Origin of the sequence: Streptomyces sp. NPDC044984 (assembly GCF_040646935.1) — a bacterium.
In the GTDB taxonomy this organism is placed as follows: domain Bacteria; phylum Actinomycetota; class Actinomycetes; order Streptomycetales; family Streptomycetaceae; genus Streptomyces.
The window spans coordinates 47525-66992 of the sequence record NZ_JBEZBE010000018.1 but is presented as its reverse complement, the minus strand read 5'-3'; the positions used below and the strand labels follow the sequence as shown (position 1 = coordinate 66992).

Annotated in this window: 20 protein-coding genes; 1 reads left to right on the top strand and 19 read right to left on the bottom strand. The window is 71.3% G+C overall.

The annotated features are described in order from the left end of the window. Nucleotides 1-98: 98 nt before the first annotated feature. The 11 genes from rpoZ to pyrR form a co-directional block, all read right to left on the bottom strand. Nucleotides 99-371 carry a DNA-directed RNA polymerase subunit omega gene (rpoZ, locus tag AB0A94_RS20695; RefSeq protein WP_187823194.1) on the bottom strand — a complete coding sequence of 91 codons (273 nt, stop codon included), beginning with the start codon at nt 369-371 and terminating at the stop codon, nt 99-101. Between the two features lie 62 nt (nt 372-433). Next, nucleotides 434-991 carry a guanylate kinase gene (gene gmk, locus AB0A94_RS20690; protein ID WP_217129976.1) on the bottom strand — a complete coding sequence of 186 codons (558 nt, stop codon included), beginning with the start codon at nt 989-991 and terminating at the stop codon, nt 434-436. Between the two features lie 60 nt (nt 992-1051). Beyond that, on the bottom strand, nt 1052-1375 hold the full coding sequence (locus AB0A94_RS20685) for an integration host factor (protein WP_003977346.1): 324 nt from the start codon (nt 1373-1375) through the stop codon (nt 1052-1054). 256 nt (nt 1376-1631) lie between these two features. Next, nucleotides 1632-2477 (bottom strand): orotidine-5'-phosphate decarboxylase, encoded by an 846-nt coding sequence (gene pyrF / locus AB0A94_RS20680; RefSeq protein ID WP_361746241.1) that lies wholly within the window; start codon nt 2475-2477, stop codon nt 1632-1634. Then, the gene (locus tag AB0A94_RS20675) at nt 2474-3580 is read right to left on the bottom strand and encodes a quinone-dependent dihydroorotate dehydrogenase (protein WP_361746239.1); all 1107 of its coding nucleotides are present in this window, start codon (nt 3578-3580) and stop codon (nt 2474-2476) included. The genes pyrF and AB0A94_RS20675 overlap by 4 nt, the downstream gene beginning before the upstream one ends. Nucleotides 3581-3634: 54 nt before the next feature. Next, on the bottom strand, nt 3635-6943 hold the full coding sequence (gene carB / locus AB0A94_RS20670; protein ID WP_361746237.1) for a carbamoyl-phosphate synthase large subunit: 3309 nt from the start codon (nt 6941-6943) through the stop codon (nt 3635-3637). Beyond that, nucleotides 6936-8078, bottom strand: a complete 1143-nt coding sequence (gene carA, locus AB0A94_RS20665) for a glutamine-hydrolyzing carbamoyl-phosphate synthase small subunit (RefSeq protein WP_361746235.1) — start codon at nt 8076-8078, stop codon at nt 6936-6938. The genes carB and carA overlap by 8 nt, the downstream gene beginning before the upstream one ends. Then, on the bottom strand, nt 8075-8641 hold the full coding sequence (locus AB0A94_RS20660) for a hypothetical protein (RefSeq protein ID WP_361746233.1): 567 nt from the start codon (nt 8639-8641) through the stop codon (nt 8075-8077). Before AB0A94_RS20660 ends, carA begins: the two co-directional genes overlap by 4 nt. Beyond that, nucleotides 8638-9924 (bottom strand): dihydroorotase, encoded by a 1287-nt coding sequence (locus tag AB0A94_RS20655; RefSeq protein WP_361746231.1) that lies wholly within the window; start codon nt 9922-9924, stop codon nt 8638-8640. The genes AB0A94_RS20660 and AB0A94_RS20655 overlap by 4 nt, the downstream gene beginning before the upstream one ends. A 5-nt stretch (nt 9925-9929) precedes the next feature. After that, nucleotides 9930-10910 carry an aspartate carbamoyltransferase catalytic subunit gene (locus AB0A94_RS20650; RefSeq protein WP_361746230.1) on the bottom strand — a complete coding sequence of 327 codons (981 nt, stop codon included), beginning with the start codon at nt 10908-10910 and terminating at the stop codon, nt 9930-9932. A 103-nt stretch (nt 10911-11013) separates the two neighbouring features. Next, nucleotides 11014-11598 carry a bifunctional pyr operon transcriptional regulator/uracil phosphoribosyltransferase PyrR gene (gene pyrR / locus AB0A94_RS20645; protein ID WP_361746228.1) on the bottom strand — a complete coding sequence of 195 codons (585 nt, stop codon included), beginning with the start codon at nt 11596-11598 and terminating at the stop codon, nt 11014-11016. 264 nt (nt 11599-11862) lie between these two features. On the opposite strand from pyrR, the gene bldD reads away from it, so the two are divergent. Next, the gene (gene bldD, locus AB0A94_RS20640; protein WP_014671524.1) at nt 11863-12366 is read left to right on the top strand and encodes a transcriptional regulator BldD; all 504 of its coding nucleotides are present in this window, start codon (nt 11863-11865) and stop codon (nt 12364-12366) included. Nucleotides 12367-12527: 161 nt separating this feature from the next. On the opposite strand, the gene nusB is transcribed toward bldD, so the two are convergent. The 8 genes from nusB to AB0A94_RS20600 all read right to left on the bottom strand — a co-directional run bounded on the left by nusB (nt 12528) and on the right by AB0A94_RS20600 (nt 19459). Next, nucleotides 12528-12956 (bottom strand): transcription antitermination factor NusB, encoded by a 429-nt coding sequence (nusB, locus tag AB0A94_RS20635; protein ID WP_217129985.1) that lies wholly within the window; start codon nt 12954-12956, stop codon nt 12528-12530. A 2-nt stretch (nt 12957-12958) separates the two neighbouring features. Next, a complete protein-coding gene (efp, locus tag AB0A94_RS20630; protein WP_006131211.1) occupies nt 12959-13525 on the bottom strand; it encodes an elongation factor P in 567 nt (188 codons plus the stop codon). 70 nt (nt 13526-13595) lie between these two features. Continuing rightward, complete coding sequence (locus AB0A94_RS20625; RefSeq protein WP_361746225.1) at nt 13596-14702, bottom strand: aminopeptidase P family protein; 1107 nt, start codon at nt 14700-14702, stop codon at nt 13596-13598. A 362-nt stretch (nt 14703-15064) separates the two neighbouring features. Beyond that, nucleotides 15065-15934, bottom strand: coding sequence for a Pro-rich N-terminal domain-containing protein (locus AB0A94_RS20620; protein ID WP_361746223.1), 870 nt, complete (start codon nt 15932-15934; stop codon nt 15065-15067). A 126-nt stretch (nt 15935-16060) separates the two neighbouring features. Beyond that, nucleotides 16061-17152: a 3-dehydroquinate synthase gene (gene aroB / locus AB0A94_RS20615; RefSeq protein ID WP_361746221.1), complete on the bottom strand. Its 1092-nt coding sequence runs from the start codon at nt 17150-17152 to the stop codon at nt 16061-16063. Beyond that, nucleotides 17149-17664, bottom strand: a complete 516-nt coding sequence (locus AB0A94_RS20610) for a shikimate kinase (RefSeq protein ID WP_361746219.1) — start codon at nt 17662-17664, stop codon at nt 17149-17151. Before AB0A94_RS20610 ends, aroB begins: the two co-directional genes overlap by 4 nt. After that, nucleotides 17661-18845 carry a chorismate synthase gene (gene aroC, locus AB0A94_RS20605; protein WP_361746217.1) on the bottom strand — a complete coding sequence of 395 codons (1185 nt, stop codon included), beginning with the start codon at nt 18843-18845 and terminating at the stop codon, nt 17661-17663. Before aroC ends, AB0A94_RS20610 begins: the two co-directional genes overlap by 4 nt. Nucleotides 18846-19027: 182 nt before the next feature. Next, complete coding sequence (locus AB0A94_RS20600; protein ID WP_361746215.1) at nt 19028-19459, bottom strand: hypothetical protein; 432 nt, start codon at nt 19457-19459, stop codon at nt 19028-19030. Between the last annotated feature and the right edge of the window lie 9 nt (nt 19460-19468).

Here is a 19468-nt window from a genome sequence, read left to right as displayed (position 1 = left end):
TGTGCGACCACTCCCATGAGACACCACAGGCCCGGCAGCCGTGCTGCCGGGCCTGTGGAGAAGTCAGCTGCGAGCAGCTGGTGCGGCCTGCCGACCGGTTACTGAACGGGGCCTTCGACGGCCTCGGAGGTCAGCAGTCCCGCGTTGATCTCGCGCAGGGCGATCGAGAGCGGCTTCTCGTGGACGTGGGTGTCGACGAGGGGACCGACGTACTCGAGCAGGCCCTCGCCGAGCTGGGAGTAGTACGCGTTGATCTGGCGGGCCCGCTTGGCCGCATAGATCACGAGGCTGTACTTCGAGTCCGTGGCCTCGAGGAGCTCGTCGATCGGCGGGTTGATGATGCCCTCGGGCGCGGAGATGGAAGAGGACACGCTCTACCTTCCGATGGATGGAAAAGATTCAGTCGGCGCGACCGGTGAACGACTGCCCACGATCACACGACGTTCATCAAGGCTAGCAGCTCGCGGGCCACGTCCTCGACGGAGGTGTTGACCAGGGTGGTGTCGAACTCCGGCTCGGCCGCCAGTTCGATCTTCGCGGCCTCCAGTCGGCGCTCGACGACCTCGGGCGACTCGGTGCCCCGGCCAGTGAGCCTGCGCACGAGCTCCTCCCAGGAGGGAGGGGCCAGGAACACCAGCCGGCCCTCGGCCATGGACTCACGGACCTGCCGCGCGCCCTGGAGGTCGATCTCCAGCAGCACCGGCACGCCCGCCTCCAGGTGCTCCAGCACCGCCGCGCGGGGGGTGCCGTAGCGGTTGCCGGCGAACTCGGCCCACTCCAGCAGCTCGCCGTTGGCGATCAGCTTGTCCATCTCCTCGTCGGTGACGAAGAAGTAGTGGACTCCGTGCTGCTCCCCGGGACGGGGCGCCCGGGTCGTCGCCGACACCGAGAGCCAGACCTCGGGGTGTTCCTTGCGCATATGGGCGACGACCGTGCTCTTGCCGACCCCGGAGGGGCCGGAGAGCACGGTCAGCCGCGGACGTTCAGTCATGCAGCGATTATTCCAGCAATCGCGGGATGCCCGGGACGTCGGCCCCGGACCGGCCCGTACTCAGGAACCGGTGCTGCCGAACTCGCGCTCCAGGGAGGCGATCTGGTTGGAACCGAGACCGCGTACGCGGCGGCTCTCGGAGATGCCCAGTCGCTCCATGATCTGCTTGGCGCGGACCTTGCCCACGCCCGGCAGGGACTCGAGCAGGGCGGAGACCTTCATCTTGCCGATGACGTCGTTCTCCTGGCCCTGCTTGATGACCTCGTGAAGGGAGGCGCCGGAGTGCTTGAGTCGATTCTTGACCTCGGCCCGCTCCCGGCGAGCCGCGGCGGCCTTTTCGAGCGCGGCTGCGCGCTGTTCAGGGGTAAGGGGCGGAAGAGCCACGCCTACGTCACCTCGGATGTCGAACTGTCGGATACGGACCGGTGAGGAACCTAGTCGCCCCACACCTGAGGAGTCACGAGCAACACCGTCGCCCGTTCACTCTCCGTCGGAGACTAGCGGCCAACTCCGCCGGAGTCAGCGAGAACTGCGGAAAAGTCCTGGTCAGCCTCCGCCAGGCCGGACATTTAAGACATAATCCCCCGGATTTGAGGATGTATCCAGAGTCCGGCGACCACGGATTCCCCCGTCCGCCGGTTCAGGCCCGCGTCACGGCGGTGCCGATCTCCTCCGCGAACCGCTCCGCGGCGTCACGCAGAGCGACCGCGTCGGGACCGTGGCGCAACACCCCCCGGCTGACGTTCGGCACGACGTTGCGCACCGCGCGGCCGAAGACCGCCGGGAGGTCGGCCGCCGTGGCCCCCTGCGCGCCGATACCCGGCGCGAGGATCGGCCCGCCCATGTCCAGGTCGTACGAGGAGAGGTCGCCGAGCGTCGCGCCGACCACCGCGCCGAAGGACCCGAGCGGCTCCTCGCCGGCGTTCTCGACGGCCAGGTGTCCGAGCATGGTCGCCCCGACGGTGCGCCCGTCGGCGCGGATCGCGTGCTGGACCTCGCCGCCCTCCGGGTTGGACGTCAGCGCCAGCACGAACAGCCCGGTGCCGGTCTCGCGGGCCAGCGCGACGGCCGGGCTGAGCGAGCCGTAGCCGAGGTACGGCGAGACGGTGAGCGCGTCGGAGAACAGGGGCGCGTCCTCGTGCAGGAAGGACTCGGCGTAGGCGGCCATGGTGGAGCCGATGTCGCCGCGCTTGGCGTCCATGACGACCAGCGCCCCGGCCGCCCGCGCCTCCCGGACCGTCTTCTCCAGGACGGCGACACCGCGCGAGCCGAAGCGCTCGAAGAAGGCGCTCTGCGGCTTGAGCACGGCGATCCGGTCGGCCAGCGCCTCGACGACCATGCGGCTGAACCGCTCCAGGCCCGTGACGTCGTCGTCCAGGCCCCACTCGGCGAGCAGGGAGGCGTGCGGGTCGATGCCCACGCACAGCGGGCCGCGCTCGTCCATCGCGCGGCGCAGCCGCGCGCCGAAGGGTTCCGGGCCGGTCATACCGTCGTCCTCACGTCGGCGCCCACCGCGTCGGCGAGCGTGGCGTACGGGCTGGTGCGCAGCCGCGCGGCGAGCCCCTTGTGCATGGCGCGGCCCCAGAAGGGGCCCTCGTAGATGAACGCGCTGTACCCCTGGACCAGCGTGGCACCGGCCAGGATGCGCTGCCAGGCGTCCTCGGCGTTCTCGACGCCGCCGACGCCGACCAGGGTGATCCGGTCGCCCACGCGCGCGTAGAGGCGGCGCAGCACCTCCAGGGAGCGCGCCTTGAGGGGGGCGCCGGAGAGGCCGCCGGTCTCCTGGACGAGGGCGGGCGAGGACGTCAGGCCGAGTCCCTCGCGGGCGATGGTGGTGTTGGTGGCGATGATCCCGTCCAGGCCGAGTTCCACGGCGAGGTCGGCGACCGCGTCGACGTCCTCGTCGGCGAGGTCGGGGGCGATCTTCACCAGCAGCGGCACCCGGCGGGCCGGGACGGTCCGGTCGGCGGCCTCGCGGACGGCGGCGAGCAGTGGGCGCAGGTGGTCCACGGCCTGCAGGTCGCGCAGTCCCGGGGTGTTCGGGGAGGAGACGTTGACGACCAGGTAGTCGGCGTACGGCGCCAGCCGCTCGGCGGACTTCACGTAGTCGGCGACGGCCTCGTCCTCGGGGACGGCCTTGGTCTTGCCGATGTTGACGCCGACCACCGTCCTGAAGACGGGCGTGCGGGAGGCCAGGCGGGCCGCGACGGCCAGCGAACCCTCGTTGTTGAAGCCCATGCGGTTGATCAGGGCCCGGTCCGCGACCAGGCGGAACAGCCGCTTCTTGGGATTGCCGGGCTGCGGCTCCCCGGTCACCGTGCCGATCTCGACGTGGTCGAAGCCGAGCATCGCCAGGCCGTCGATGCCGACGGCGTTCTTGTCGAAGCCGGCGGCGAGGCCGAAGGGACTGTGCAGACGCAGTCCGAGGGCCTCGGTGCGCAGTTCCTCGTGGCGGGGGGCGAGCACGGCGGCGACGAAGGTGCGCAGGCCGGGGATCCGCGCGACGCGGCGGATCCAGCGGAAGGCCAGGTGGTGGGCCTGCTCGGGGTCCATCCGCCGGAAGAGCAGGGTGAAGAGAATCTTGTACATGGTGTCCTCATGGAGAGGGGGACACCGTTTCCGGTGTCCCCCTGCGGGCTGCTGCTAGTCGCGGGCCGCGGTCAGATGTTCCGCGTGTTCCTGCAGTGAGCGGACGCCCACGTCGCCTCGGTTGAGCGCGTCGATGCCCTGGACGGCGGCGGCGAGCGCCTGGACCGTCGTCAGGCAGGGCACGGACCGTGCCACGGCGGCCGTGCGGATGTCGTAGCCGTCGAGGCGGCCGCCGGTGCCGTACGGGGTGTTGACGATGAGGTCGACCTCGCCGTCGTGGATGAGCTGGACGACGGTCTTCTCGCCGTTCGGACCGGGGCCCTCGGACTGCTTGCGCACGACCGTGGCGTTGATGCCGTTGCGCCGGAGCACCTCGGCGGTGCCGGAGGTGGCGAGCAGCTCGAAGCCGTGCGCCACCAGCTCCCGCGCGGGGAAGATCATCGAGCGCTTGTCGCGGTTGGCGACCGAGATGAAGGCGCGTCCCTTGGTCGGCAGCGGGCCGTACGCGCCCGCCTGCGACTTGGCGTACGCCGTGCCGAAGACGGAGTCGATGCCCATGACCTCGCCGGTGGAGCGCATCTCCGGGCCGAGGACGGTGTCGACGCCGCGGCCGTGGATGTCCCGGAAGCGGGACCACGGCATCACGGCCTCCTTGACGGAGATCGGCGCGTCCAGCGGCAGCTCGCCGCCGTCGCCGTTCGCCGGGAGCAGGCCCTCGGCGCGCAGCTCGGCGACGGTGGCGCCCAGCGAGATCCGCGCGGCGGCCTTCGCCAGCGGCACCGCGGTCGCCTTCGAGGTGAAGGGCACGGTGCGCGAGGCGCGCGGGTTGGCCTCCAGGACGTACAGGATGTCCCCGGCCAGTGCGAACTGGATGTTGATCAGACCGCGCACCCCGACACCGCGCGCGATGGCCTCGGTGGAGGCGCGCAGCCGCTTGATGTCGAAGCCGCCGAGGGTGATCGGGGGCAGGGCGCACGCCGAGTCGCCGGAGTGGATGCCGGCCTCCTCGATGTGCTCCATGACGCCGCCGAGGTAGAGCTCCTCGCCGTCGTACAGGGCGTCCACGTCGATCTCTATGGCGTCGTCGAGGAAGCGGTCGACGAGGACCGGCCGGGAGGGGCTGATCTCGGTCGACTCGGCGATGTACGACTCCAGCCGGGTCTCGTCGTAGACGATCTCCATGCCGCGGCCGCCGAGCACGTAGGACGGGCGGACGAGGACCGGGTAGCCGATCTCGTCGGCGATGGCCTTGGCCTCGGCGAAGGTGGTGGCGGTGCCGTGCTTGGGGGCCGGCAGTCCGGCCTCCGCCAGGACCCGGCCGAAGGCGCCGCGGTCCTCGGCGGCGTGGATGGCCTCCGGGGAGGTGCCGACGATCGGCACGCCGTTGTCCTTCAGCGCCTGCGACAGGCCGAGCGGGGTCTGCCCGCCGAGCTGGACGACGACGCCCGCGACCGGTCCTGCCTGCTGCTCGGCGTGGACGATCTCCAGGACGTCCTCCAGGGTGAGCGGCTCGAAGTAGAGCCGGTCGGAGGTGTCGTAGTCGGTGGAGACGGTCTCCGGGTTGCAGTTGACCATCACGGTCTCGTACCCGGCGTCGCTCAGCGCGAAGGAGGCGTGGACGCAGGAGTAGTCGAACTCGATGCCCTGGCCGATGCGGTTCGGGCCGGAGCCCAGGATGATCACCGCGGGCTTCTCGCGCGGCGCGACCTCGGTCTCCTCGTCGTAGGAGGAGTAGAAGTACGGCGTCCTCGCGGCGAACTCGGCGGCGCAGGTGTCGACGGTCTTGTAGACCGGGCGGACGCCCAGCGCGTGGCGGACCTCACGGACGACGTCCTCGCGCAGGCCGCGGATCTCGCCGATCTGCTGGTCGGAGAAGCCGTGCCGCTTGGCCTCGGCGAGCAGCTCGCTTGTCAGCTCGGGGGCGGCGGCCAGCTCGTCGGCGATCTCCTTGATGAGGAAGAGCTGGTCGACGAACCAGGGGTCGATCTTCGTGTGCTCGAAGACCTCCTCCGGCGTGGCGCCCGCGCGGATGGCCTGCATGACGGCGTTGATCCGGCCGTCGGTCGGCCGGACGGCCTCGCGCAACAGCTCGGCCTTGTCGCCGGGCTCGCCGACGAACGTGAACTGGCTGCCCTTCTTCTCCAGCGAGCGCAGCGCCTTCTGGAAGGCCTCGGTGAAGTTGCGGCCGATGGCCATGGCCTCGCCGACCGACTTCATGGTGGTCGTGAGGGTGGAGTCGGCGCTCGGGAACTTCTCGAAGGCGAACCGGGGGGCCTTCACGACGACGTAGTCGAGCGTCGGCTCGAAGGAGGCCGGGGTCTCCTGCGTGATGTCGTTCGGGATCTCGTCCAGGGTGTAGCCGACGGCGAGCTTGGCGGCGATCTTGGCGATCGGGAAGCCGGTCGCCTTGGAGGCGAGCGCCGAGGAACGCGACACGCGCGGGTTCATCTCGATGACGATGACCCGGCCGTCCTCGGGGTTCACCGCGAACTGGATGTTGCAGCCGCCGGTGTCGACGCCGACCTCGCGGATGATCGCGATGCCGACGTCGCGCAGCACCTGGTACTCGCGGTCGGTGAGCGTCATCGCCGGCGCGACGGTGATCGAGTCGCCGGTGTGCACGCCCATGGGGTCGAAGTTCTCGATGGAGCAGACGACCACGACGTTGTCGTTCTTGTCGCGCATCAGCTCCAGCTCGTACTCCTTCCAGCCGAGGATGGACTCCTCCAGGAGCACCTCGGTGGTCGGCGAGAGGGTGAGGCCCTGCCCGGCGATGCGGCGCAGCTCCTCCTCGTCGTGGGCGAAGCCGGAGCCGGCGCCGCCCATGGTGAAGGAGGGGCGCACGACGACCGGGTAGCCGCCGAGCTCCTCGACGCCCTTGAGGACGTCGTCCATGGAGTGGCAGATGTAGGACCGGGCGGACTCGCCGTGGCCGGTCTTCCTGCGGACCTCCTCGACGACCTCCTTGAACAGGTCGCGGTCCTCGCCCTTGTTGATGGCCTCCACATTGGCGCCGATCAGCTCGACGCCGTACTTCTCCAGGACGCCGTTGCCGTGCAGCGAGATGGCGGTGTTGAGCGCGGTCTGGCCACCGAGGGTGGGCAGCAGGGCGTCGGGGCGCTCCTTGGCGATGATCTTCTCGACGAACTCGGGGGTGATCGGCTCGACGTAGGTGGCGTCGGCGATCTCCGGGTCGGTCATGATCGTCGCCGGGTTGGAGTTCACGAGGATGACCCGCAGGCCCTCGGACTTCAGGACCCGGCACGCCTGGGTGCCGGAGTAGTCGAACTCGGCGGCCTGGCCGATGACGATCGGGCCGGAGCCGATGACCAGGACGGACTGGATATCGGTGCGCTTAGGCACGCTGGCCCTCCATCAGGGAAACGAAGCGGTCGAACAGGTAGGCGGCGTCGTGCGGGCCCGCTGCCGCTTCGGGGTGGTACTGGACGCTGAAGGCCGGCTTGTCGAGGAGCTGGAGGCCCTCCACCACGTTGTCGTTGAGGCAGACGTGGGAGACCTCGGCGCGGCCGTAGGGGGTGTCGGAGACCTTGTCGAGCGGGGCGTCGACGGCGAATCCGTGGTTGTGCGCGGTGACCTCGACCTTGCCGGTCGTACGGTCCTGCACCGGCTGGTTGATGCCGCGGTGGCCGTACTTCAGCTTGAAGGTGCCGAAGCCGAGGGCGCGGCCCAGGATCTGGTTGCCGAAGCAGATGCCGAAGAGCGGGGTGCCGCGCTCCAGGACGCCCTGCATGACGGAGACCGGGTGGTCGGCGGTGGACGGGTCACCGGGGCCGTTGGAGAAGAACACGCCGTCCGGGTCGACCGCGTACACGTCCTCGACGGTGGCGGTCGCCGGCAGGACGTGCACCTCGATGCCGCGCTCGGCCATGCGGTGCGGGGTCATGCCCTTGATGCCGAGGTCGACGGCGGCGACGGTGAACTTCTTCTCGCCGATCGCGGGGACGACGTACGGCTCGGTGGTGGCGACCTCGGCGGACAGGTCGGCGCCGGTCATCTGGGGTGCTTCCTGGACACGGGCCAGCAGAGCGGCGTCGTCCTGGATGGCGTCACCGCTGAAGATGCCGACGCGCATGGCGCCGCGCTCGCGCAGGTGGCGGGTGAGGGCGCGGGTGTCGATGCCGGAGATGCCGACGACGCCCTGGGCGGCCAGCTCGTCGTCCAGCGTGCGGCGGGAACGCCAGCTGGAGGGCACGCGCGCGGGGTCGCGGACGACGTAGCCGGAGACCCAGATCCTCTTGGACTCCATGTCCTCGTCGTTGACGCCGGTGTTGCCCACGTGCGGGGCGGTCATCACGACCACCTGGCGGTGGTACGACGGGTCGGTGAGGGTCTCCTGGTAGCCGGTCATGCCGGTGGAGAACACGGCTTCACCGAACGTGGCCCCCACGGCCCCGTAGGCCCGGCCGCGGAAGATCCGGCCGTCCTCCAGGACGAGTACGGCGGGAGCCTTGCCGGCTCCCCGGGTGGAGGTCGTCATCGTGCGCCTTCCGTTTCCGTCTTGTTGATCATGTCGTTCAGTGTTTCGACCCACTCGTTGTGCTCGGCCGCGTGGTCGGAGCGGAAGCCGGAGTCGATCAGCCTGTCGCCGTGCTCCCAGGTGACGACCAGCAGGCCGCCCTCGGTGAGGACCTTGCCGGCGATGCCCTTGTCGAGCCGGGCCTCGCGCAGCGCGGCGACCGGGACGAAGAAGTCGTGCGCGCCGGGGCGTACGACGTCCAGTCCGGCGTCCGTCAGCGTGAGCTCGGCCCGGCTGCGGGTGCCCAGGCCGTGCGCCACGATGCGGTCGAGCCACTGACCGGCGGTGGTGGAGCCGTGGTAGCGGCCGCTCATGCTCAGTTTCACCGGGCCGGGGTCGTCCGGCGCGCCAGGCAGCTCGGGCAGGTCGCCCTGGAGCGTGCCGCGCCACTTCCAGCCCTCGCGCATCAGCCAGTAGACGAGCGCCACGAAGAGGGCGAGTCCGACGACCCAGCCGATCCGGGCGGCCCAGTCGGTCACTTCCGCCGATTCCTTCTCGGCGGCCAGCAGGAGTACAGGTGTCACGTGAGCTTCCCGTCGACGAGCGTGGCCTTGCCCCGGAGCCAGGTGTGCGTGACACGGCCCGGCAGCTCACGGCCCTCGTACGGGGTGTTGCGGCTGCGCGAGGCGAAGCCCGCGGGGTCCACGGGACCACGGTATGCCGTGTCGACGAGGGTGAGGTTGGCGGGCTCACCTGCCGAGACGGGACGGCCGTGGCCCTCGGCCCGTCCGATGCGCGCGGGTGTGAAGGACATGCGGTCGGCGACGCCGGCCCAGTCGAGCAGCCCCGTGTCGACCATGGTCTCCTGCACCACGGACAGCGCGGTCTCCAGGCCGACCATGCCCATGGCGGCGGCGGCCCACTCGCAGTCCTTGTCCTCGTGCGGGTGCGGGGCGTGGTCGGTGGCGACGATGTCGATCGTGCCGTCGGCGAGCGCCTCGCGCAGGGCCATGACGTCGCGCTCGGTGCGCAGCGGCGGGTTGACCTTGTAGACCGGGTTGTACGACCGGACCAGCTCGTCGGTGAGGAGGAGGTGGTGCGGGGTGACCTCGGCGGTGACGCGGATGCCGCGGGACTTGGCCCAGCGGACGATCTCGACGCTGCCCGCCGTGGAGAGGTGGCAGATGTGGACGCGGGAGCCGACGTGCTCGGCGAGCAGCACGTCCCGCGCGATGACCGACTCCTCGGCGACGGCCGGCCAGCCCCCGAGGCCGAGTTCGGCGGAGACGACGCCCTCGTTCATCTGGGCGCCCTCGGTCAGCCGCGGCTCCTGGGCGTGCTGGGCGACGACCCCGTCGAAGGCCTTCACGTACTCCAGGGCGCGGCGCATGATCACGGCGTCGTGGACGCACTTGCCGTCGTCGGAGAAGACGGTGACGCCGGCCGCGGACTCGTGCATGGCGCCCAGTTCGGCGAGCTTCCGCCCCTCCAGGCCGACGGTGACGGCGCCGATGGGCTGCACGTCGCAGTAGCCGGACTCCTGGCCGAGCCGCCAGACCTGCTCGACGACGCCGGCGGTGTCGGCGACCGGGAAGGTGTTGGCCATGGCGAAGACGCTGGTGTAGCCGCCGCTCGCCGCCGCGCGGGTGCCGGTCAGCACGGTCTCGGAGTCCTCGCGGCCGGGCTCGCGCAGGTGGGTGTGGAGGTCGACCAGGCCGGGCAGCAGGACCTTGCCGCCGGCCTCGACGACCTCCGCGCCCTCGGCGGGCAGGCCGGTGCCGACCCGGGTGATCGTTTCGCCGTCGATCAGGACGTCCTGCGGCTCGCCGCCGAGCACCTTCGCACCGCGGATCAGGATCTTGCTCATTGTTCTTACTTCTCCTCGGTGGTACGGGCGTGGGTCACGGCGGGTTCGTTGCCGCCCAGCAGCAGGTAGAGGACGGCCATCCGGATGGAGACCCCGTTGGCGACCTGCTCGATCACGGTGCAGCGGTCGGAGTCCGCGACCTCGGCGGTGATCTCCATGCCGCGGACCATCGGGCCGGGGTGCATCACGATGGCGTGCTCGGGCATCCGCGCCATGCGGTCGCCGTCGAGGCCGTAGCGGCGCGAGTACTCCCGCTCGGTGGGGAAGAACGCGGCGTTCATCCGCTCGCGCTGGACGCGCAGCATCATCACCGCGTCGGACTTGGTCAGCGTCGAGTCGAGGTCGTACGACACCTCGCAGGGCCAGGTGTCCACGCCGACCGGCAGCAGGGTCGGCGGGGCGACGAGGGTGACCTCGGCGCCGAGGGTGTGCAGCAGGTCGACGTTGGAGCGGGCGACCCTGCTGTGCAGGACGTCGCCGACGATGGTGATGCGCCGTCCCGACAGGTCCTGCCCGAGTCCGGCGTCCCGGCCGACCAGCCGGCGCCGCATGGTGAAGGCGTCGAGGAGGGCCTGGGTGGGGTGCTGGTGGGTGCCGTCGCCCGCGTTGATGACGGCGGCGTCGATCCAGCCGGAGGTGGCGAGGCGGTACGGGGCCCCGGAGGCGCCGTGCCGGATGACCACGGCGTCGACGCCCATGGCCTCCAGGGTCTGGGCGGTGTCCTTCAGGGACTCGCCCTTGGAGACGCTGGAGCCCTTGGCGGTGAAGTTGATGACGTCCGCGGAGAGCCGCTTCTCGGCGGCCTCGAAGGAGATGCGGGTGCGGGTGGAGTCCTCGAAGAAGAGGTTCACGACGGTCCGGCCGCGCAGGGTCGGGAGTTTCTTGATCGGCCGGTCGGCGACCCGGGCCATCTCCTCGGCGGTGTCGAGGATCAGGACGGCGTCGTCGCGGGTGAGGTCGGCGGCCGAGATGAGATGACGCTGCATCTGTCAGGCTCCGTAAGGCAGTTCAATGAGGCGAAATCGGGCAGACGGGTACGCGCGTGGGCGTGCCGGGCCGACGCACGCCGTCGGCGTGCGCTCCGCGGTGCTACTGGGCGGTCCGCTTGGCGCCGAGCAGCACGGTGTCGCGACCGTCCTCCTCGGCGAGCAGGACCTTGACCGTCTCCCGCAGCGACGTGGGGAGGTTCTTGCCGACGTAGTCGGCGCGGATGGGCAGTTCGCGGTGGCCGCGGTCGACGAGGACGGCGAGCTGCACCGCGCGGGGGCGCCCGATGTCGTTCAGCGCGTCGAGGGCGGCGCGGATGGTGCGGCCGGAGAAGAGCACGTCGTCGACGAGGACGACCAGCCGGCCGTCGATGCCGTCACCGGGGATCTCGGTGCGGGCCAGCGCACGCGGCGGGTGCATGCGCAGGTCGTCGCGGTACATGGTGATGTCCAGCGAGCCGACCGGGATCTTGCGCTCGGTGATCTGCTCCAGTTTGGCGGAGAGCCGCTGGGCGAGGAAGACGCCTCGGGTCGGGATGCCGAGGAGCACCACGTCGTCGGCGCCCTTGGCGCGTTCGACGATCTCGTGGGCGATGCGGGTCAGCACCCGCGCGATGTCGGGGCCTTCGAGAACGGGCCGCGCATCGGACTGCGGTTCCTGCTTGTCCTGCGTGTCCTGCTTGTCCATGTGAAACGGACCTCCTTCTCCGCCTCACGGGACGGACCTTAAAGGACGTCGGATTGCGCCACTCAGGCTATCAGGCCGCAATGCGCGCGGAGCGACACCCCCGATCACTCCAATGGCGTAGCCGATCTTCGCTACCACGGAAGAGTCGGTGTGGACCATTCGGCTTGACGCACGAGAGTAACGCTGCGTAACCTCACAGTGAGTTACCAGCCGCGCGGCATGGAAACCAGCCAGAGTCGCGTCGACACAGTGCCGGGGAGCTATATGTCCAGCGAATACGCCAAACAGCTCGGGGCCAAGCTCCGGGCGATCCGCACCCAGCAGGGCCTTTCCCTCCACGGTGTCGAGGAGAAGTCCCAGGGCCGTTGGAAGGCGGTCGTGGTCGGTTCGTACGAGCGCGGCGACCGCGCCGTGACCGTGCAGCGCCTCGCGGAGCTGGCGGACTTCTACGGCGTTCCGGTGCAGGAGCTGCTGCCGGGTACGACCCCGGGCGGCGCCGCCGAGCCGCCGCCGAAGCTGGTCCTGGATCTGGAGCGGCTGGCCACGGTGCCGGCCGAGAAGGCGGGCCCGCTGCAGCGCTACGCGGCGACGATCCAGTCGCAGCGCGGTGACTACAACGGCAAGGTGCTCTCGATCCGCCAGGACGACCTGCGCACCCTCGCCGTCATCTACGACCAGTCGCCGTCGGTCCTCACCGAGCAGCTGATCAGCTGGGGCGTCCTGGACGCGGACGCCCGCCGCGCGGTGGCCACGCACGAGGAGGCGTAACCCGCTCCGCGGGTACGCAGAAACGTGCCGCCGGGGTGGCCGGAACCAACGTTGGTTCCGGCCACCCCGGCGGTTTTTCGTCAGCCGGCTGCGGTCTCTTGCCGGCCGCGGGCCGTCGAGGGCTGAGCGCGCAGTTCCCCGCGCCCCTACGGGGCGCGCTTCTACTCCCGGCGCAAGGACGGCTTCAGTTCCTTGAGTCGGCCGAGCAGCCCGTTCACGAAGGAGGGCGACTCGTCCGTGGAGAACTCCTTCGCCAGCTGCACCATCTCGTCGAGGACCACGGCGTCCGGGGTCTCGTCGACCCAGATCAGCTCGTAGGCGCCCAGCCGCAGGATGCTGCGGTCGACGACCGGCATCCGGTCGAGCGTCCAGCCGACCGAGTACTGGGCGAGCAGCTCGTCGATGCGCTGCGCGTGCTCCGCGTAGCCCTCGACGAGCTGCATCGTGTACTCGCTCACCGGCGGCTGCCGGGTGTCGGACCGGGCGTGCCGGACCCAGTCGGCGAGGACGGTCAGGACCTCGGCGCCGCGCTGGTCGCCCTCGAAGATGATCTGGAAGGCGCGTTTGCGGGCCGTGTTGCGGGCAGCCACGGTTAGCTGTTCACCCGGCCGAGGTAGTCGCTGGTGCGGGTGTCGACCTTGATCTTCTCACCGGTGGTGATGAAGAGCGGGACCTGGATCTGGTGGCCGGTCTCCAGCGTGGCCGGCTTGGTGCCGCCGGTGGAGCGGTCGCCCTGGACGCCCGGCTCGGTCTCCTGGATCGTCAGCTCGACGGCGGCCGGGAGCTCGACGAAGAGCACCTCGCCCTCGTGCTGGGCGACGGTGGCGGTGAAGCCCTCGACGAGGAAGTTGGCGGCGTCGCCGACGGCCTTGCGGTCGACCATGAGCTGGTCGTAGGTCTCCATGTCCATGAAGACGAAGTAGTCGCCGTCCATGTAGGAGAACTGCATGTCGCGCTTGTCGACGGTGGCCGTTTCGACCTTGACGCCGGCGTTGAAGGTCTTGTCGACGACCTTGCCGGAGAGCACGTTCTTGAGCTTGGTGCGCACGAAGGCCGGGCCCTTGCCGGGCTTGACGTGCTGGAACTCGACGACGGACCAGAGCTGGCCGCCTTCGAGCTTGAGCACCATGCCGTTCTTGAGGTCGTTCGTGGAAGCCACGGTTGCGGAATCTCCTGGACTGGACTGACGTGGACGACGGCCGGGGCGTGCGCCCGCGCCCAGCGTGGGGCTAGAGCGCGAGCAGCTCCTTGGTCGTGATGGTGAGTAGCTCGGGTCCGCCGTCCGCCTCGGGGCGTACGACGAGCGTGTCATCGATCCGGACTCCGCCCCGGCCCGGGAGGTGGACCCCCGGTTCGACGGTGACCGGCACGCAAGCGTCCAGTTTACCCATGGCCGCGGGGGTCAATTGAGGGTCCTCGTCGATTTCGAGTCCGACGCCGTGACCGGTGAGTTTGGGGAGTGCCTCGGCGTACCCGGCGGAATCCAGGACGTGGCGTGCCGCGCGGTCCACATCCCGGCAGGCGGCGCCGGGGACGAGGGACTCGCGGCCGGCCCGCTGGGCGGAGAAGACGAGGTCGTAGAGCTCGATCTGCCAGTCCGCGGGGGCCGTGCCGATGACGAAGGTGCGGCCGATCTCGCAGCGGTAGCCGCGGTAGGTGGCGCCCAGGCAGACGGAGAGGAAGTCGCCCTCCTCGACGCGGCGGTCGGTGGGACGGTGGCCGGGTCGGCCGGCGTTCGGGCCGGTGGCGACGGAGGTGGGGAAGGCGGGGCCGTCGGCGCCGTGGTCGACCAGGCGGCGCTCGAGTTCCAGGGCGAGGTGGCGTTCGGTGCGGCCGACGAGGATGGACTCCAGGAGTTCGCCGAGGGCCTGGTCGGCGATCTCCGCGCCGATGCGGAGGCAGGAGATCTCTTCCTCGTCCTTGACGACGCGGAGCTGTTCGACCGCGCAGCCGATGCCGGCGAGGCGGAGGCGGGGGGCGACGTCGCGGATCGCGCGGTGGCGGGTGACGGTGAGGTGGTGCTCCTCGACGGCGAGGGAGTCGACGCCCTGACCGACGGCGAGGCCGGCGGCCGCGAGGGTGGCGTCGCCGCCGATGCCGGGTACGACGTGCACACGGAGGGATTCGTCGGGGCGGCTCTGCGGTGAGCGGTCGTCGGGTGGGCCGGCGCAGACCAGCAGGTCCTCGGTCCTGCCCAGCAGGAGCACGGCGCCCTCGGGGGCGGCGCCGGCGAGGTAGCGCACGTTTGCGGGCCGGGACACCAGCGCCGCCGCGCTGCCGCCCGCGTTGCAGCATTCCCGTAGCCGCGTCCGGCGGACCGCGTAGACCTCTGACATTCTTCGAGCGTAGGAGCGGTGGCTGGATGTCGCCGGTCGAGCGGGGCCGAGTGGGGGTGCGGCGGGGGGTGTGTGGCAGGGGTGCGGCGGGGGCGCGTGCGGTCGCGTCGTGCGGTCGGGAGTGTGGGGGTGCGGCTCGCCCGCCGCAGTCGCGACCCTCCGGCGCTGCCGCAGTGGACCGGGCGGGGACCAGGTGAGCGGCGGGCTCCGCCGCACCCCCGCACCCCGCTCCGGTCCGTCGGCGTCTGCGTCTGCGTCTGCGGCACGACCCTGCAACCGCAATACCCAGCTGCGGGCAGTCGCGCCTCCCCCAGTGCTTTAAAGGCCTGGGAAGTACCCCCGGGTGGCCCGGGGCCCCTCGTTCACCACTGCGGAGGGCTCGCTATCGCACGGGCCAGGACGTCGTCCAGGATGCGGGCCGTTTCCGGTATGTCCAGCTGGGAGTTGTCGATGATGGGGAGGCCCGAGCCGTACCAGCCGGCCATCCGGCCGTGGATCCGGGCCACCTCCTCGTCGCTGAGGCGTCGGTTGCCGGAACGTTCCGCGTTGCGCTCCAGGACGATGTCCAGGCCGGGCAGGAGGACCACCGGCAGCAGGCCGGGGCCCACGTGCCGCTTCCAGCCACCGAGGCCGACGACCGGGCGGTCGGGGAAGACCGCGTCGTCGAGGATGCACGAGATCCCGTTGGCCAGGAAGTTGCGGGCGGCGAAGCCGCAGGTGCGGCGGGCCAGGCGGTACTGCGCCTCGGAGTGGTCGTTCCACCCGGACTGCGGGTCGGCGAAACCGGAGCGGACCCACTCGCGTACGTCGTCGAGGCTGATGTGGGCCGTGGGGACCCGGCGGTGGTCCGCCCAGTACTTGGCCACACTCGTCTTGCCGGCGCCCGCGGGGCCTATGAGCAGCACGGCGATGATCGTGCCGGCCGGGTCGGGGGCCGCGGGAGCCTGCGGTGAGCTGGGCATGGCGACCGGACCGCCGGGCGGCAGCGGTACGTGGCCGGTGGTGTCCGGCGGCGGGGGCATCGAGGCGTGCCGCGGATCCGCGGGGGGCGGGGTGGGTCCGGGCGGGGGCGCGGGATAGCCCGGTGCCGGAGGAGGCCCGGGCACAGGGACGGGTCCCTGGTGCGCTCCCGGGTGCTGGCCCGGGTGGTGTGCGGCCGGTGACCAGCCGACGGCCGGTCCGTGCCCCGGCTGGTGGGGCGGCGGCAGCGGAGAACCCACTGCGTGCTGCATCCGGTGCCACTCCGTCTCGTACAGGCGATGGGGCGCTGACAGCGGGGGTGACCCGCGTGCTACCGAACGGTACCGCCCCCTGCCGTCGTTGTGTGAACGGCCGGGGGCGGCGATGAGTGCCCGGGACTACTCCCCGACCTCGCCGTACGCGGCGAGCAGCACGGCCGGGTCCGGTCCCTCGAGCACCGTGGGCTTGGCGAGACCGTCGAGGACGATGAAGCGCAGCAGGTCGCCGCGGGACTTCTTGTCGACCTTCATGTTCTCCAGCAGCTTGGGCCACTGGTCGTAGCGGTAGTGCAGGGGGAGCCCGACCGATTCGAGGACCGTGCGGTGGCGGTCCGCGGTGGCGTCGTCCAAGCGGCCCGCGAGACGGCCCAGTTCGGCGGCGAAGTGCATGCCGACGGAGACCGCCGCGCCGTGGCGCCACTTGTAGCGCTCGTTCTTCTCGATGGCGTGGCCGAGGGTGTGACCGTAGTTCAGGATCTCGCGGAGACCCGATTCCTTCAGGTCGGACGAGACGACTTCCGCCTTGACCCGGATCGAGCGCTCGATCAGCTCCGCGGTGTGCGGGCCCGACGGGGTGCGGGCGGCCTGGGGGTCGGACTCGATGAGGTCCAGGATCACCGGGTCGGCGATGAAGCCGGCCTTGATGACCTCGGCGAGTCCGGAGACGTAGTCGTTGACCGGGAGGGAGTCCAGGGCGGCCAGGTCGCACAGCACGCCGGCGGGCGGGTGGAAGGCGCCCACCAGGTTCTTGCCCTCGGCCGTGTTGATGCCGGTCTTGCCGCCCACGGCCGCGTCCACCATGGCGAGCACCGTGGTCGGGATCGCGATCCAGCGGACTCCGCGCAGCCAGGTCGCGGCGACGAAGCCGGCCAGGTCGGTGGTGGCGCCGCCGCCCACGCCGACGATGACGTCGGTGCGGGTGAAGCCGGACTGGCCCAGCGCCTTCCAGCAGTAGGCGGCGACCTCGGCGGTCTTGGCCTCCTCCGCGTTGGGCACCTGGATGGCGATCGCCTCGTACCCCTGGCCGGCCAGGTCGGCGCGGAGCGCGTCGCCGGTCTCGGCGAGCGCCTCGGGGTGCACGATCGCGACCCGCTTGGCCCGGTCACCGATCAACCCGCCCAGCTCTTCGAGGAGCTGACGCCCCACCAGGACGTCGTAGGGGTCGGTGCCCGCCGTGCCGCCGACGGCGATCCGCGTCACTGCCTCGCTCATGCTTCTTTCAACTCCAGTGCGTTCAGGGCGGCTTCCGTGACCTCTTCGGGGGTGCGGCCGTCCGTGGGTACGACGGCCGTGGCGGCCTCCTCGTACAGGTGCCGGCGCGCCTCCATCAGCTCGCGCCACTGCTTGCGCGGGTTGACCGCGAGCAGCGGGCGGGCGGCGTTGAGGCCGGTGCGTTTGACCGCCTCCTCGACGTCCATCGAGAGGTACACGACCCGCTGTCCGGCGAGCAGGGCGCGCGTCTCCGCGTCGAGGATCGCGCCGCCGCCGAGCGCCAGGACGCCGTCGTGCTCCGTGAGCGCCGTACGCACCGCGCGCTTCTCGATGGCGCGGAAGGCGGGCTCGCCCTCGTCGACGAAGATGTCGGCGACGGTCCTGCCCTCGGCGGTGACGATGTCGTCGTCGGTGTCCCGGTAGCCGACCCCCAGCCGCTCGGCCAGCAACCGCCCCACCGTGGACTTGCCCACGCCCATGGGGCCGACCAGCACGATGACCGGTGAGCTCATCGGATGGCCAGGTTCTCGAGGTACGACGTCACGTTGCGGCGGGTCTCGGTGACGCTGTCGCCGCCGAACTTCTCCGCGACCGCGTCCGCGAGGACCAGGGCGACCATGGCCTCGGCGACGATGCCGGCGGCCGGCACGGCGCACACGTCGGAGCGCTGGTGGTGGGCGGCGGCCTCCTCGCCGGTGACGACGTCCACGGTCTTCAGTGCCCGCGGCACGGTGGCGATCGGCTTCATCGCCGCGCGTACGCGCAGCAGCTCACCGGTGGTCAGTCCGCCCTCGGTGCCGCCGGAGCGGCCGGAGGCCCGCTTGATGCCCTCGTCGGTGGCGAGGATCTCGTCGTGCGCCTTGGAGCCGGGCACGCGGGCGAGGTCGAAGCCGTCGCCGACCTCGACGCCCTTGATCGCCTGGATGCCCATGAGGGCGGCGGCCAGGCGCGCGTCCAGACGGCGGTCCCAGTGGACGTGGGAGCCCAGGCCGACCGGGACGCCGTACGCCAGCACCTCGACCACGCCGCCGAGGGTGTCGCCGTCCTTGTGGGCCTGGTCGATCTCGGCGACCATCGCCTTCGAGGCGTCCGCGTCCAGGCAGCGCACCGGGTCGGCGTCCAGCCGCTCCACGTCGGCAGGGGTCGGGTACACGCCGTACGGCGCCTTGGCCGCGGCCAGCTCGACGACGTGGCTGACGATCTCGATGCCGGCCGTCTCCTTCAGGTACGACCGGGCCACCGCGCCCAGCGCCACGCGGGCCGCGGTCTCGCGGGCCGAGGCGCGCTCCAGGATCGGGCGGGCCTCGTCGAAGCCGTACTTCTGCATGCCGGCCAGGTCGGCGTGGCCGGGGCGGGGGCGGGTCAGCGGGGCGTTGCGCGCCAGGCCGGCCAGCACCTCCGGGTCGACCGGGTCGGCCGCCATGACCTGCTCCCACTTCGGCCACTCGGTGTTGCCCACCATGACCGCGACCGGGGAACCGAGGGTCAGACCGTGCCGGACGCCGCCGAGGAAGGTGACCTCGTCGCGCTCGAACTTCATCCGGGCGCCGCGACCGTAGCCCAGCCGCCGCCTCGCGAGGTGGTCCGCCACCATGTCCGTGGTGATCGGCACGCCGGCGGGGAGGCCCTCCAGCGTCGCGACGAGTGCGGGACCGTGCGACTCCCCCGCGGTCAGCCAGCGCAACCTGCTCAACGGTGCTCCTCAATGCTCGCGCCCCGGTACTGCCCTGCGTACACGTGTCCTCGTGTACGGCGTGGCGTGACGGGGTGCGCGGCCCCGGTCCGCCACCTCCGATCCTCCCACGTCCGGGCCGGGCACCCGGCCGCCGGTCCATCAGGCGGACGGACGGGATCACGGGCCGGGCGGTGGAGGGATCAGGCCGGACCGCCCTGGTCCTGGCGGGGCCGGGGTGCGTAGGCGCCGAGGAAGTCGGCGCCGCTCGGCTGCGGAGCCCGCGCACCCGGGTGGCCGGCGCCGCTGCCCTGCTGCGGCGCGTATCGGCTCAGGTGGTCGGCGCCGCTCGGCTGCCGGGCAGCCTGCGGCGCGGGCCGGGTCCGCTGCGGGGCGTACTGGCCCAGGTGATCCGCCCCGCTGCCCTGGCCGTGCTGGGCCGCCGCGTGGATCGGCCGGCCGTTGCGGACGGCGCGGCGGTACGCGATCTTGCGCTTGATCTTGACGACCCAGGACGCGACGACGGCGAGCACGATCAGGGCCAGCACCGTGATCTGCACCCAGTCGGGCAGGAAACCCAGCACGGACTCGAATATCTGGGACTTCACCGACGCCAGCGGCATGCCTGCGGACATGGAACGCGT

Bases quoted from the DNA above. Each gene is read 5' to 3' on its own strand.
- AB0A94_RS20625 (WP_361746225.1), bottom strand. From the start codon at position 14,702: ATGTCAGAGGTCTACGCGGTCCGCCGGACGCGGCTACGGGAATGCTGC.
- pyrF (WP_361746241.1), bottom strand. From the start codon at position 2,477: ATGACCGGCCCGGAACCCTTCGGCGCGCGGCTGCGCCGCGCGATGGAC.
- AB0A94_RS20600 (WP_361746215.1), bottom strand. From the start codon at position 19,459: ATGTCCGCAGGCATGCCGCTGGCGTCGGTGAAGTCCCAGATATTCGAG.
- pyrR (WP_361746228.1), bottom strand. From the start codon at position 11,598: ATGGACAAGCAGGACACGCAGGACAAGCAGGAACCGCAGTCCGATGCG.
- AB0A94_RS20650 (WP_361746230.1), bottom strand. From the start codon at position 10,910: ATGCAGCGTCATCTCATCTCGGCCGCCGACCTCACCCGCGACGACGCC.
- bldD (WP_014671524.1), top strand. From the start codon at position 11,863: ATGTCCAGCGAATACGCCAAACAGCTCGGGGCCAAGCTCCGGGCGATC.
- gmk (WP_217129976.1), bottom strand. From the start codon at position 991: ATGACTGAACGTCCGCGGCTGACCGTGCTCTCCGGCCCCTCCGGGGTC.
- AB0A94_RS20655 (WP_361746231.1), bottom strand. From the start codon at position 9,924: ATGAGCAAGATCCTGATCCGCGGTGCGAAGGTGCTCGGCGGCGAGCCG.
- AB0A94_RS20675 (WP_361746239.1), bottom strand. From the start codon at position 3,580: ATGTACAAGATTCTCTTCACCCTGCTCTTCCGGCGGATGGACCCCGAG.
- carA (WP_361746235.1), bottom strand. From the start codon at position 8,078: ATGACGACCTCCACCCGGGGAGCCGGCAAGGCTCCCGCCGTACTCGTC.
- AB0A94_RS20610 (WP_361746219.1), bottom strand. From the start codon at position 17,664: ATGAGCTCACCGGTCATCGTGCTGGTCGGCCCCATGGGCGTGGGCAAG.
- AB0A94_RS20620 (WP_361746223.1), bottom strand. From the start codon at position 15,934: ATGCAGCACGCAGTGGGTTCTCCGCTGCCGCCGCCCCACCAGCCGGGG.
- aroB (WP_361746221.1), bottom strand. From the start codon at position 17,152: ATGAGCGAGGCAGTGACGCGGATCGCCGTCGGCGGCACGGCGGGCACC.